Origin of the sequence: Paenibacillus sp. y28, from assembly GCF_037137075.1 — a bacterium.
Taxonomy (GTDB): Bacteria; Bacillota; Bacilli; order Paenibacillales; family NBRC-103111; genus JBBBNV01.
In genome coordinates, this window is sequence record NZ_JBBBNV010000006.1 from 89,077 (window position 1) to 101,950 (window position 12,874).

General features: G+C 52.9%; 12 protein-coding genes. 8 read left to right on the top strand and 4 right to left on the bottom strand.

Annotated elements, in window-relative coordinates; genetic code table 11:
- The first annotated feature begins 51 nt into the window (after positions 1-51).
- The 6 genes from WBG83_RS07545 (at position 52) to WBG83_RS07570 (ending at position 5,235) form a co-directional block, all read left to right on the top strand.
- The gene (locus WBG83_RS07545; RefSeq protein WP_336744101.1) at positions 52-312 is read left to right on the top strand and encodes a hypothetical protein; all 261 of its coding nucleotides are present in this window, start codon (positions 52-54) and stop codon (positions 310-312) included.
- A 276-nt stretch (positions 313-588) separates the two neighbouring features.
- Positions 589-1,554, top strand: coding sequence for a ubiquinol oxidase subunit II (cyoA, locus tag WBG83_RS07550; RefSeq protein WP_336744102.1), 966 nt, complete (start codon positions 589-591; stop codon positions 1,552-1,554).
- A 158-nt stretch (positions 1,555-1,712) separates the two neighbouring features.
- Positions 1,713-3,683: a cbb3-type cytochrome c oxidase subunit I gene (locus tag WBG83_RS07555; RefSeq protein WP_336744104.1), complete on the top strand. Its 1,971-nt coding sequence runs from the start codon at positions 1,713-1,715 to the stop codon at positions 3,681-3,683.
- On the top strand, positions 3,683-4,297 hold the full coding sequence (gene cyoC, locus WBG83_RS07560; protein ID WP_336744105.1) for a cytochrome o ubiquinol oxidase subunit III: 615 nt from the start codon (positions 3,683-3,685) through the stop codon (positions 4,295-4,297). The genes WBG83_RS07555 and cyoC overlap by 1 nt, the downstream gene beginning before the upstream one ends.
- Before the next feature lies 1 nt (position 4,298).
- Positions 4,299-4,619 carry a cytochrome o ubiquinol oxidase subunit IV gene (gene cyoD / locus WBG83_RS07565; protein WP_336744107.1) on the top strand — a complete coding sequence of 107 codons (321 nt, stop codon included), beginning with the start codon at positions 4,299-4,301 and terminating at the stop codon, positions 4,617-4,619.
- A 328-nt stretch (positions 4,620-4,947) separates the two neighbouring features.
- The gene (locus WBG83_RS07570; RefSeq protein WP_336744109.1) at positions 4,948-5,235 is read left to right on the top strand and encodes an alpha/beta-type small acid-soluble spore protein; all 288 of its coding nucleotides are present in this window, start codon (positions 4,948-4,950) and stop codon (positions 5,233-5,235) included.
- A 209-nt stretch (positions 5,236-5,444) separates the two neighbouring features.
- On the opposite strand, the gene WBG83_RS07575 is transcribed toward WBG83_RS07570, so the two are convergent.
- From WBG83_RS07575 to WBG83_RS07590, 4 genes are read right to left on the bottom strand one after another with little or no spacing between them, the layout of a single operon-like run.
- Positions 5,445-6,308 (bottom strand): YitT family protein, encoded by an 864-nt coding sequence (locus tag WBG83_RS07575; RefSeq protein ID WP_336744111.1) that lies wholly within the window; start codon positions 6,306-6,308, stop codon positions 5,445-5,447.
- Positions 6,305-7,555: a cation:proton antiporter gene (locus WBG83_RS07580; protein WP_336744113.1), complete on the bottom strand. Its 1,251-nt coding sequence runs from the start codon at positions 7,553-7,555 to the stop codon at positions 6,305-6,307. The genes WBG83_RS07575 and WBG83_RS07580 overlap by 4 nt, the downstream gene beginning before the upstream one ends.
- A gap of 3 nt (positions 7,556-7,558) precedes the next feature.
- Positions 7,559-8,056: a cation:proton antiporter regulatory subunit gene (locus WBG83_RS07585; RefSeq protein ID WP_336744115.1), complete on the bottom strand. Its 498-nt coding sequence runs from the start codon at positions 8,054-8,056 to the stop codon at positions 7,559-7,561.
- A gap of 47 nt (positions 8,057-8,103) precedes the next feature.
- On the bottom strand, positions 8,104-8,454 hold the full coding sequence (locus WBG83_RS07590) for a hypothetical protein (protein WP_336744116.1): 351 nt from the start codon (positions 8,452-8,454) through the stop codon (positions 8,104-8,106).
- A gap of 650 nt (positions 8,455-9,104) precedes the next feature.
- Here WBG83_RS07590 and WBG83_RS07595 point away from each other — a divergent pair.
- The gene (locus WBG83_RS07595) at positions 9,105-11,357 is read left to right on the top strand and encodes an McrB family protein (protein ID WP_336744118.1); all 2,253 of its coding nucleotides are present in this window, start codon (positions 9,105-9,107) and stop codon (positions 11,355-11,357) included.
- A complete protein-coding gene (locus tag WBG83_RS07600) occupies positions 11,332-12,840 on the top strand; it encodes a DUF2357 domain-containing protein (protein ID WP_336744120.1) in 1,509 nt (502 codons plus the stop codon). The genes WBG83_RS07595 and WBG83_RS07600 overlap by 26 nt, the downstream gene beginning before the upstream one ends.
- The last annotated feature ends 34 nt before the right edge of the window (positions 12,841-12,874 follow it).

Sequence of the window (12,874 nt, forward strand, 5' to 3'; positions counted from 1 at the left end):
TAGTATACTGAAATCAAAGAAAGCACTTTCACACAGTTTGGAGTGATTACAATGGCGACAAAAACTGCATCATCTTCAGAAGTTACCCCGGACGCACGGGATGTAGGTCGTCTGGTTAAGCTGATGACCGCAGCGGCGTGGTTTTTCCTGGGCCTCGGCATCGCACTTAGCCTGTATAGCATTGAACATTTTAGTGAAGAGAACACTGCGCTTATGGTCGGGCTCGGATTTATGGTAGGCAGTGTCTTCATTTACGTTATTCGTACGGCGATTCATTTGGTTCATTCACGGGCGGAATCAGAGAACGAATAGGCGTTGCGAACGAGTTTCTACCTATTATAATGGGTGACTCGCGGAGCCCCCCCGCTTTTAGCCATCTGGCTAAAGGCGGGGGGCTTTCTTTGTAATCGTTTCAAGATATGGCGGCGCGGTGACAAAATTTTTTCAAAAGTAAGGCGATACTTTGACGTATTTGTAAACACAGGAGAGAAGTTCGCTCATATCTGTTATGGTATATGTAGCAAAGAACAATTTTGATTTTGGCAGGCGGATGAATGAACGCTTTCGCACGAATGGGGAGGATCGCCAATGCAGAAACCGAAACAAGTTTTTCGGGTCGCAATACCGGTTTTGTTTATGTTCATGATCTTGCTTTTGTCTGGCTGTAGCAGCGATTTGATGGTCATGGACCCGAAAGGGCCTATCGGACAAAGCCAGAAGGATTTAATTATTATTTCGTCCGTGTTATGCGGCATTATTCTGGTGCCGGTGCTTGCCTTGACCGCCTACATCGTATGGCGTTACCGGGATGTGCCGAACAACAGCGCCAGCTACCAGCCTAACTGGTCCCACAGTACGAAGATGGAAGTAGTCTGGTGGGGCATACCGATTGTCATTATCATTATTTTGGCGGCGATAACAGCGAAGTATACGTTTGCTTTAGAGCCCTCCAAGCCGATTGAGTCGACCAAGAAGGCCATTACGATTCAGGCGACCTCGCTCGACTGGAAATGGCTGTTTACTTATCCGGAGCAGGGAATTGCTACGGTCAATACATTGCAAATTCCAGAGGATGTTCCGATTCGTTTTGAATTGACATCGGATGCGCCGATGAACTCGTTCTGGATTCCGCAGCTTGGCGGCCAGATGTACACGATGTCCGGCATGGCAATGACTTTGTATTTACAAGCGGATGAGCAGGGCGTATACTACGGCTCTGGAGCGAACTTCAGCGGCGAGCATTTCGCCCAAATGAAATTCGATGTGAAGGTAACCTCGCAAAGTGAGTTTGATAACTGGGCTGCGGGCATTAAGAAATCCGCCTCCGCGCTCACGATTGACAAATATAATGCCTTGGCGAAGCCTGGCACATCCGACATTCAGTACTTCTCTTCCTTCCCGGAAGGCTTATTCCAAAAAATTGTGACCAAGTACGCTGTCAATGTGCATAATCACACCGGCGAAAGGGAAGGACAAGGCGCGGGAGCACAGCGAACCGGGATTGAGCCTGCAGGCAAGCAGGCGCCTGCGGCTGCACCGCAGTCCAGGCCCTGACGCAGGGGATGAAGAACGGTAAAGAACGCCTTTGGCGGCAAAGGAAATCAAGGACCCGATCAGCGTGAGCGGGCGGGTCTAGATTCCAGAGCCGCGGGCAGCTTGCTTTACCCTGCTTTCAGGATGAGGCATTAAAACAGTCGAAAGGAAGTCTGATCATGCTGGATCAAATCAAACAATTCGCCTCGGAATTTTTCGTAACAGGCGATCCGCTGATTTTGGGCGCGCAGGTTAGTATCGCCATTGCGATGGTAGCTATCGTATTCGTGCTCTTCTACTTCAAGAAATGGGGCTGGCTCTGGCGTGAATGGCTGACTACTGTTGACCATAAGCGGGTCGGTATTATGTACATCCTCTGCTCCATTCTGATGCTGTTCCGCGGCGGTGTTGACGCGCTGCTGATGCGGGTTCAGCTGGCCGTTCCGGATGCGCAGTTTTTGCATGCGGAGCACTATAATCAGATTTTTACAACGCACGGCGTAATTATGATTTTATTTATGGCGATGCCGCTGATGTTCGGCTTGTTCAACATTGCCGTACCGCTCCAAATCGGGGCGCGCGACGTTGCTTATCCGTTCCTGAATGCACTTAGCTTCTGGCTGTTCTTCTGGGGCGCGATGCTGTTTAACGTTTCCTTCGTAATCGGGGGTTCGCCGGATGCCGGCTGGCTCTCTTATCCGCCGCTTTCGGAGCTGTCGCACAGCCCGGGTGTCGGACAAAACTTCTATATTTGGGGCATTCAGATTTCCGGTATCGGGAGTCTGGCGACCGGGATTAACTTTATCGTGACCATTCTGAAAATGCGTGCGCCGGGCATGAAGCTGATGAAAATGCCGATGTTTACCTGGTCCGTATTGTCCAGCTGCATTATCATTATTTTCGCATTCCCGATTTTGACGGTTACTTTGGCCTTGCTGTTCTTTGACCGTTTCATGGGGGCCCATTTCTTCACGCTGGACGGCGGGGGCAACCCGATGATGTACATCAACCTGATTTGGATGTGGGGTCACCCGGAGGTGTACATCGTTATTTTGCCGGCCTTCGGTATTTTTTCCGATATCGTATCGACCTTTTCCAAGAAAAGATTGTTCGGTTACGGCTCGATGGTGTTCGCCATGCTGATTATTAGCGTGCTTTCCTTCTTCACATGGGTGCATCACTTCTTCACCATGGGATCGGGCGCAAGCGTCAATACCTTCTTTGCGATTACAACGATGGCGATAGCTATTCCGACCGGGGTCAAAATCTTTAACTGGCTGTTTACAATGTTCCGCGGCCGTATCCGGTTTACAACACCGATGATGTGGACCGTCTCCTTTATTCCCTGCTTCGTAATCGGGGGGATGACCGGGGTGCTGCTATCGGTAGCTCCGGCTGACTTCCAGTTCCATAACAGCTACTTCCTGATTGCGCACTTCCATCAGGTATTGATTGGCGGCGTAGTCTTCGGTTACTTCGCAGGCTTGTACTACTGGTGGCCGAAAATGTTCGGCTTCAAGCTTAACGAGCATCTGGGCAAATGGGCCTTCTGGTTCTGGAATATCGGGTTCTACGTGTGCTTCATGCCGCAGTACTTCCTGGGCCTGGACGGAATGACCCGCCGGATGGTTACGTACAGCTGGGATCGCGGCTGGGAGCCGCTGAACATGCTGTCCACAGTGGGCGGCTTCCTCATGGGGATTGCCTTCCTGTTCCAAGTGTGGCAAATTGCATACAGCATTAAGTATCATGAGAAAGATGTAACCGGCGATGCATGGGATGGACGTACGCTGGAGTGGTCGATTCCTTCGCCTGCGCCGCTGTACAACTTCGCAACGCTTCCGCAAGGCAGTGAGCTGGATGACTGGTGGGAGACGAAGCAGAAGCGGGCAAAAGGCATCAAGGAGCCCGAGCAGAAGCTCGAGCCGATTCATATGCCGAAAAATTCAGGCATTCCATTTATTAAATCCGCTCTGTGGTTCTTCGTCGGCTTCGGGTTTGTATGGAACTGGATGTGGATGGCGATTCCGGCCCTGATCGGGGTAGCGATTTGTATGATTGTGCGCTCCTTTACCTATAATGACGACTACTACATCCCTGTGGATGAAATTAAACGCACAGAAGCGAAGCTGAGGGGGGCGAACGGCTAATGGCACAGGCAGCTCATTCCCAACACGGGGCTCACGGGCATGATGATCATCATCATGATCATGAATCGCTGAAGACGTTCGGATTCTGGATTTTCCTAATTACGGACTGCATTTTGTTCGGGACCTTATTTGCCACTTATATCGTTCTGCATGGCAACACCAACGGCGGCCCGACGCCAAAAGAATTGTTTGAAATGAAGGGTATTATCGCGGAGACGTTCATCTTGCTGACGAGCAGCTTCACCAGCGGCCTCGCAGTGCTGGCGATGAACAAGGGGAGCAAGAAGGGGCTTATCGGCTGGCTGGCTGTGACTGCACTGCTGGGCGCGTCCTTTATTGGCCTGGAGGTAACCGAATTTGTGAATATGGTGCATGAGGGCGCAACCATCAGCACTAGCGCGTTCCTCTCTTCATTCTTCGTCCTGGTCGGCACGCACGGCTTGCACGTCTCTGTCGGTCTGGTCTGGATGGTTGGCCTGATGCTGCAGCTCAGCAAGCACGGCATTACGCCGGTCACCCGGCGCAAGGTCAACGTCATCAGCTTGTACTGGCATTTCCTGGACGTAGTATGGATTTTCGTTCTGACGATTGTTTATTTGATGGGGGTGATGTAAGATGGGACAATCGAATTCGCATGGACATGAATCTCACGGTTCCTTGAAATCTTACGTCATTGGCTTCCTTCTGTCCATCGTACTGACTATTATTCCGCTCGTTGTCGTGCTGAACGGGATGATGGGCAAAACGGCGACATTGGCGCTGATTCTGATTGCTGCGATTCTGCAATTTGTTGTCCAGCTGTTTTTCTTCATGCATCTGCGTGAAGGAGAGAACGCCCATTGGAACATGATGGTGCTTATCCTGGGGCTCATTATTTTGCTTACTATTGTCGCCGGGTCCATCTGGATCATGACCTACAACACGGTGGCGCATTAATGTATTCGCACCGCGCGCAGCTCCCGGCGTGCGGTGCATTGCTGCATGACGGCGGTCGGTCGAGCCACAAGGCGGTTACATGTGCTTCGCGCATCTGATTGTGTCTAGCCTGTGGAATGAAGCCGCTATGCAGCGTGCAGCGTAATACCGCTCGTGGAAGCGCCCGCGTACGTCATGCGGGTTTAGCGTAAAGGCACCTTCTGCCTGACATCGTTTGATGTCCGGAATGGAAGGTGTCTTTTTCGATTTGCGTGCTTTGCCTGCATGAATGTGTTCCTGGAGGGGGATGTTATAAACAAAATTATTTGTATCAGGGAGGGTAAGTCTAATGGCCAGAAGAAGCAGCAGACGCCTCGTTGTGCCCGGCGCGGAGCAAAGCATGAAGCAGTTCAAAGCGGAGGTCATGCGGCGGGAGGGCTATACCGTTGATCCGAGTAGGCCGGATGATGTGAAATATGAGGTTGCGCGGGGGCTGGGTGTGCCGCTCAAGCCAGGGGACAACGGGAGCCTGACGACGGAGCAGGCTGGACATGTCGGCGGTCAGATCGGCGGAACGATGGTTCGAGAGATGATTCGGCTCGCGCAGGAGCAGCTGGCCAGACAAGCACAGCGGTAAGCGTGGCTATGCGCAAGATTTTTCTGCAATAGTGAGAAATGTTCTGCATATCGCTGGTATCATTCAGTGTAAGCAGTGGATGCAGAGCGGCTGAGCAACGGTACAGCTTGCTGTACAAGCACAAAGACAGCAAGGAGGGTCCTGTGGACAAGGCCCGTCTTTGCTGTCTTCGTGTTGTGCTTGTTGGAGTATATTTCCGTGCTGCCGTCCTACTCCAGATAGGAGTAATGGTGGTCCTTGGCTTCCTCCAAGGGCATATAGGTAACTGAAACCGAGGAATCCACCGAATAGAGCAGCACCCGGAAGGCTTCCTTTTGACCGCGGGGCAGCAGGAGCAGCAGGTCTTTCTGCTCCGTTTCGAAGGGGGACTGAATCCATTCGGCTGTTTCCCCGAACATGTCGCTAATGCGGCTTTTTACGAGCTCCGGCCGGGTGCTTTTGACCCATACCATCATTCTCGCGCTGCGGCTATGGATCATGAACCGGAGCGATTGGTATGCCGAGTAGAAGGCAATCAGAGAATATAAGCCCTGCTCCCAGCTAAACATCCATACGGCAAGTAAGAAGATAAGCATGTGCGCCATCAGCAGCATTTCCGCTACCGAGAACGGGGATTTGGTCCGGATGAAAATAGCCAGCTCGTGAAGGCCGTCCGAATACTGTCCGTACCGAATCATCAGGCCTGCGCCGATGCCTAGCAGCAGTCCGCCCAGTGCGGCGGCAGCGAGGGTATGCTCCAGCAGCGGAGGGACCGGGTCAAGCAGAAAGGTTATCCCGGCCAGGGCAATCATACCGCCCAAAGCCTCTTTTACGGAGAAGGCTTTTTTATTTTTGCGGGCGAACCAGATTAGCGGAAGCTGCAGGGCCAGCAAATACAGGCCCAGCCGTATATCGGTCGCATGGGCGAGCAGAATTGCGATGCCCTGCAATCCGCCCGGAACAATTTGATTGGGCTTAAGAAGAAGCTCGAGCGCGATGGATACCAGAATCAATCCAAGCGCAAACCAGATGATGCGGGTTCGCGGCATGTTTAAACCAAGGGACTGAGCTGCTCCACGGACGCGCCTTTTCATGCCTCATCCTTCTGAAGGTCCTGGGCCGGTACAGGCTGTTTTAGCGGCTTGGACGATTTTTTTTGGAGAGGCAAAAAGCTGTTCAAGGCCTGGAACACCAGCTTGGATTCCTTCGTAAGCAGTGGACCCAGAATGGCCAGAATTAGTACGTATAAGGCTGCAAAAGGCTGCAAAATGGCGAGCAGGCCGCCGGCTTTGCCGAGATTGGCTACAATAATCGAAAATTCACCGCGGGAGACAATGGTCAGCCCGATGTTCGCGGAAGCCTTCGGCGACAGTCCTGCGCTCCGTCCCGCCAGCATCCCGGCAAGGAAATTGCCGAACAGGGTAACGGCTACGGCAGCCAAGGAATACCACAACGCATCGCCTAGTGTCAGCGGATCGATCGTCAGTCCGAAGCTGAAGAAGAACAAGGCCCCGAAAAAGTCGCGGAATGGAAGAATCATATGCTCAATCCGCTTCATATGATTGGTTTCCGCCAGCACGAGGCCTGTCAGCAAAGCGCCGATTGCTTCAGCGACGTGGATTTTTTCCGACAGTCCGGCAATGATGAACAAGCCGCCGAAAATCACGAGCAGGAATAGCTCATTGGACCGGATGTTCAGCAGTTTATTCAGCAGCGGCGCGGCCTTGCGTCCAAGAATAATGAAGCCGAGCATAAAGCCAAGGGCCAGCAAAGCCGAGAGAAGCACGCCGACAATGGAGCTGGAGCCGCTTAAGACAAGACCGGAAAGAATCGAGATGTACACGGCCAGGAAAATATCCTCGAACATAATGATGCCAAGTATCATTTCGGTTTCGGGATTGGCGGTCCGTTTTAAATCCACCAGCACCTTGGCCACGATGGCACTTGATGAAATGGTGGTGATTCCGGCAACAATGAGCGTTTCCTTAAGCGGAAAGCCGAGCATGATACCCAGCAGCAAGCCCAGGGTAAAGTTGATCAGGATATAAATGGTTCCCCCGATTGCGATGGAACGGCCGGATTTGATAAGGCGGCCGACGGAAAACTCCAGACCGAGGTAGAACAACAGGAACAGGACGCCGAGCCGTCCCATAAATTCGATTAAATCCGCGCTCTCGATGAACCGCAAATCGATGAAGCCCAGCTTGGGGGCGTGCGGACCGACGGCCATGCCGATCAAGATGTAAAAGGGAATAACGGAGAACCGAAGCTTGGCGGAAAGTAATCCTGCCAGTGCGATTAAGGCAATAGCCAGACCAACCTCCAAAACCATATGGTCCATAGGTTACACCCCCCCACGCACCAATATGTCTTTCAAGGCCTTCAGATGACCCCGCTCTCCAGAAACAACAAGCACAGAATCCGATTTCAAAATGTATTCGGGACCCGGATTAATTTGTTGTGTTTTTTCTTTCTCCACGACAGCAATAATGCTGGCTCCTGTTTTATGGCGGACATGAAGCTCGCCGATTGTTTTGCCGATGCATTTGAAATGCTGATCAATTTTGAACCATTCAATAATCAGGTTGTCAAGCGCGACCTCGATCGTTTCGAGCGCTTTTGGCTTATAGTGCATGCCGCCGATAATGCCGCCCAAAATACGGGATTCATCATCATCCAGCGTGACGACCGATACGATGGTATCCTGGTCTTCGTCATCGTAACGGTAAATATCTCTTCTTCCGTCATCATGAATGATGACAACCAAATTTTCGCCGCTGCGGGCAGTAAATTGAAATTTTTTCCCGATGCCGGGCAAATCGATTTCACGAATGTTAGTCATATGTTTACAGCCTCCATCTCCATTATATTCCGATATGAGTAAGCGGATTAAATGGAGGCGAAAGCCACAAAAGCCGAGGTAAATTTAAGCGGGCGGAGAAGGACGGATTTCATTCTTTTGGGTACGCAGAAAATAAATCGGTATCGGGGAACGCTGCAGACCAGAGAGTGCAGCAGCAGGGAAATACAGATGAAAAAAATAAACAGGGGCTGTATGGAGCCTTTGAACGTTTTGCCGGCGCCGCCGCCGATATTTTTTTGCACGGAGTAGGTTTTGACATGCTTGGTTACACGGGTCGCCGAGTCCATCGTAATCATAGGCGCGACGGCGGAAAAAAGAAGGGCGGAAATAATGACCAGCACCATAAATAAGCGAAATTTATTGGATCTCAGGTTCATTTGTTCAGCCCCTCTCTCTAGATGTAGTTATTGCATATGTATAGAATACCATATTTCGTATTTATTTTCAAACCAACGTGGCCGAATTGGCCTGCCTGGCTTGGGGAAGTGACCGGATTCCCGGCGGCTACAACGGTAACCAAGCACCGGCGAGGACAACCGCTCAAGGCTCCGCTATGCCAGTGCCAATCCCAGACGGAGCGGAGGAGACAGATGTGAAACAAGGACACCGTATAGCGCTTGTCGTCCTGCGGGATGGATGCCGCTCGTGCCGGCCTGCACTGCAGGCCTGCGGGAGCTATTCGTTTATTATATTGGACCGTTTCTGGAAATAGGAACGGTTTTTCCAGTTCATGGACTGTCTTCCGGCTGTTCCGCACAGGGAAAAGGGCCCGCCTCGGGTGGCGGAAGGCAGTCCCGGAGCATGGGCGATGCAGGGGCGTCGTGTCGGCCTTGCCGCAGCATGGGGGCCGATTGGCCTTTGTTTTTGTAATATTTTATGCAGCACCAGGACATCGGGTTGGGCTTCGTAAACTAGCCTTAAGGGAGGAATCCGCGAATCGTCCGGTTTTGTCAGCATGGTGCAGGATTTCTCCGGCTATAGGTCGAAATAACCAAGGAATGCAGCTTTAGGAAAACTTCTGGAGGAAATGATGAACATCACACAAATTGAAGAGGCGCTGACGCTTCCGGCCACAGCGGAGCGGTGCCGGCGGGTGCTGGATGAAGTGCAGCCGGTGCTGCGCCAGTGGCTGGACAGCTTCAAGCACAAATACGCTCCGCAGGCCCGGGAGCTGCTGGACTTTCATGTCCAAACCTATGAGCAAACCTTGAAGACGACCATGTATGACGGAAATCCGAAAAACGCCAAGGAAAATACAGACATCGGCAAGCGGGCTTATGTCGGGCTCCTTGACAAAAAATATGATCAGACGGGATTCGGGGTACTTAATCTTGAACTGAACGGCATGGAGAAAAAGCTGAAAATGGTGCTTCCGACAAATTTTTACCCGCTCTGGGAGGCTGTCCGTACCCAAAGCAGTACTCGGGAGTTCACCGAGCTGCTGGACAAGCTGCCGGATGAGCTTCAAATCCAAGTGGATGATAAAGACATGAGCTTCATCCCCAAGGCGGGCTGGGTTTCTTATTTGCAAGCCGTGGCGGCGAAGAAGCAGCAGCAGCGGCGGCCCTGGTTTTATATCGGCGTCTTCCTTGCGTTTGATGCGATTCCGGGGCATGACGAATTAATAGACTTGATTTGGGATACGTGGACGAAGCTGCAGCCGCTGCGGGAATACATTGATCGGGAGGCGGCGCTGCATGCTTTTTCGCTGGATGTGCTTCGGCAGTTGAATGAGCATGAAGACAGCATCGCGCTTACGCTGTACGGCAAGTCGTATGAAGTCAAGCTGGAGCCCGTATATGCCAAATCATCACGCAATCGCCGGCAAAGCTTCGGGCTGTACGAGAAAGGGCAGCTGCTTGCCGAGGGACGGTTTGATCAGTATTTGCGGGAGCCGCATGAGGTGCTCGGGGTGTTTATTAACGGGCATGGGCATCTGTATGTGAATCTTCGCGATTTGGGCAGCGAGCCTGTGTATGAATGGTACATGACCAAAAGCTTCCGGTTTCAGAAGGCCGATAACGCGGCATACCGGACCCAGGCGCTTGAGGCGCTGGCGGCGCACGGGTATCTGGTCAAGAACCATTCGTTCTATGTTGGCACGTATCTTCGGAAGCAGGGAGAGTTTGCAGAGCCTGTCGCCGACGTGAAGAAGACACTGATTGCCGCAGCGCTGCTGTTTGCGGAAGCCACCCGGATGCTAACGCTGCCCAAAGCGGATGTGGCTCTGAATGCCGAAGCTGGCGCGGATTCGCAGCAGCAGGAGGAGGCCGAGCTTGCCGAGGAGCTGTTCCTGCATGATTTTAATTTAAGCTCGATTCTGGCTAACATCGGGGAAAGCGATTTGACCTATTCGCCGTCTATCATCCGGGATTTTCATCTAAACCTCGTAAGCCTGGAGGACAAGCATTTTGTCATTTTGAACGGAATTTCCGGGACAGGAAAGACAAAGCTGTGTCTGCTCTACGCCAACGCGGTGTACGGGAAGCCGCTGGATGCCGTGAATCCGTATTTGAGGGTGATTCCGGTCCGGCCTGATTGGACCGATTCTACGGCGCTGTTCGGGTACTATAGCGCCCTGGAGCAGCGGTATGTCCGCACGCCGTTCCTGGATGCGCTGCTGCAGGCCATTCAAGAAGGGAAGCCGATGTTTATCGTGCTCGATGAGATGAATCTGGCCCGGGTGGAATATTACTTGAGCGATTATTTGAGCGCCATTGAGTCCAGGCAGCCGATCCGCCTTCATACAGAGCCGCATGTGATGGATATTCCGCAAGAGCTGTATCTTCCGAACAATTTGTATGTGATCGGCACGATTAATGTAGATGAAACGACCCATAGTATTTCCGACAAGGTGCTGGATCGTGCGTTTGTCATGACCTTATCCGATGTGGACCTGGACGGGTACTGGAGCGGCGTCGGGGAGAAATACAAGCTCAGCCTGCAGGAGGAATGGGAGCTGCTTCAGGAGGTGCATGGGATGCTGCGGAAGGATGATTTGCATTTCGGCTATCGCACCTTGAACGAGATGCTGCGTAAGCTTTACGTTAATGCGCAGCTTGATCAGGATATCCGGATGGAGGCCACGGAAGCGGTGGATCGTGTCATTGCGGAAAAGGTGCTGCCGAAAATTCGCGGGGATGAACGGATCGGGACGCTGCTCGCCAGCCTGATTGATTGGGCGTCTGCCCGGTTCGGAGCGCAATCGGAATCGCTGCGCCATCTGACGCGAATGAAAGGGGAGCTGGACCGGTATGGAGCAGCCCAGTTCTGGAGATAGCCTGCTTGTCTGGTGCCCTGATCAGGGGCAGTGGCTGGATTTGGAGGAGGTGCGGCTGGAGGAGGCCAAAACCTACCGCTGGCGGACGGGCTATGAACGGCCGTTCCGCTTCAGCCTGAACGGAGTGCCGCTGCCGATGGTGAAAAGCGCCGACGGCTGGGAAGGTGAGCTGTTCACTCCGTTTCAGTCCGGACAAGTCCGGTTTACGCTTCACAGGGAGGAAGAACGGATCGTCGATTCCTATTTGTACCCGGATGCCCGCAAGCTGACCGAGAACGATTATCAGCAAATGATAATCGATATTTTGCAGGAGGCCAAAGCCTGCTTTCAGCAGTATGGCGCAGCCCTTGCCTTTGACACGTCGGGGATTGACCGCCAGCTGTCAATGCCGCAGTGGGACTATGTAGAACGCATGTTTCACCGGCTGTCGTTTCTATACCGGGAGATTCAAGCCGGGCCGCTGCGCGTATTGACGGGCAAGGACCAATGGGTGCGCAGGGAAAATGTCAAGCATGTAACGCCTGCATTGATAGCCTGGGCTGAGCGTCATCCGGGTGGCGGCACGAGCGGGGAAAGCCTGATTCCGGCGCAAATCTGGACGGGCCTCCGCACGGAAACCTGTGATGTCTATGAGAACCGGATTGTACATAGGCAGCTTCGTGATTTCTTGTCCCTGCTCCGAAGGTACGCAGGCCTGTCCGATGACGCGATACGGGCCAAAGCGAGCCGCTATGCCGATACGGTAGCCCGCTGGCTGCGGGCCCCTTTTCTAGCAGGGGTAAAGCCTCATCCGGGAACGGTCGCCGTTTCCCAGGCTTTCCGCAAGCATCCTATTTACCGGGGATGGTTCCAATGGTTTCAGCAGCTGTATCAATTTGATGCGTTTGTTGTCGGGCTGCGCAGCTCCGTACCGCTCAAAAACACATACCAGCTCTATGAAATCTGGGTGTTTATGAAACTGGTCGGCTTTTTCCGGGAGCGGGATTTGATTGAGGAAGCTTCGCCGCTGTTTGTACTGGAGCAAAAAGAGCTGGTGCTCAGCTTGTCGCAAAAAAAAGAGCACCGCATCCGGCTGAAGCAGGGCGGAACGCTCGCGTACCAGCGGGAGTTCACGAGCGCGACCCGGCCTTTTGCCACCTATACCCACGGCATGCTGCCGGATATTGTACTGGAAATCGGGGACCGGCTCGTTATTTTTGACCCGAAGTACCGGCTGGATCATAACCTCCCGATGGCTGTCGGGGAAATGCACAAGTACCGTGACGGCATTATTCGCCACGCGGACGGCGCCAAGGCCGTCGAAGAAGTGTACATTATTACTCCTGTCCCGGGGAAGGATAACCCCCGTTTTTTCGAAGAGAACTATAGAGAGAAGCATCGGTTAGGCGCATACTGCTTGAACCCGGGTACAGCGGGCGATGCGCTTCGCGGCTGTCTGGAGCGCATTGTCCGGCAGAACTTGGCGGCTTGCGCGCCCGGCTAGGCCGACATAGCAGGGCAGCATCCGCAGCAGCGGA

What these genes read in the sequence shown, in the direction of transcription:
- WBG83_RS07545 (WP_336744101.1), top strand. Translation starts at nt 52, where the DNA reads ATGGCGACAAAAACTGCATCATCTTCAGAAGTTACCCCGGACGCACGG.
- cyoA (WP_336744102.1), top strand. Translation starts at nt 589, where the DNA reads ATGCAGAAACCGAAACAAGTTTTTCGGGTCGCAATACCGGTTTTGTTT.
- WBG83_RS07555 (WP_336744104.1), top strand. Translation starts at nt 1,713, where the DNA reads ATGCTGGATCAAATCAAACAATTCGCCTCGGAATTTTTCGTAACAGGC.
- cyoC (WP_336744105.1), top strand. Translation starts at nt 3,683, where the DNA reads ATGGCACAGGCAGCTCATTCCCAACACGGGGCTCACGGGCATGATGAT.
- cyoD (WP_336744107.1), top strand. Translation starts at nt 4,299, where the DNA reads ATGGGACAATCGAATTCGCATGGACATGAATCTCACGGTTCCTTGAAA.
- WBG83_RS07570 (WP_336744109.1), top strand. Translation starts at nt 4,948, where the DNA reads ATGGCCAGAAGAAGCAGCAGACGCCTCGTTGTGCCCGGCGCGGAGCAA.
- WBG83_RS07575 (WP_336744111.1), bottom strand. Translation starts at nt 6,308, where the DNA reads ATGAAAAGGCGCGTCCGTGGAGCAGCTCAGTCCCTTGGTTTAAACATG.
- WBG83_RS07580 (WP_336744113.1), bottom strand. Translation starts at nt 7,555, where the DNA reads ATGGACCATATGGTTTTGGAGGTTGGTCTGGCTATTGCCTTAATCGCA.
- WBG83_RS07585 (WP_336744115.1), bottom strand. Translation starts at nt 8,056, where the DNA reads ATGACTAACATTCGTGAAATCGATTTGCCCGGCATCGGGAAAAAATTT.
- WBG83_RS07590 (WP_336744116.1), bottom strand. Translation starts at nt 8,454, where the DNA reads ATGAACCTGAGATCCAATAAATTTCGCTTATTTATGGTGCTGGTCATT.
- WBG83_RS07595 (WP_336744118.1), top strand. Translation starts at nt 9,105, where the DNA reads ATGATGAACATCACACAAATTGAAGAGGCGCTGACGCTTCCGGCCACA.
- WBG83_RS07600 (WP_336744120.1), top strand. Translation starts at nt 11,332, where the DNA reads ATGGAGCAGCCCAGTTCTGGAGATAGCCTGCTTGTCTGGTGCCCTGAT.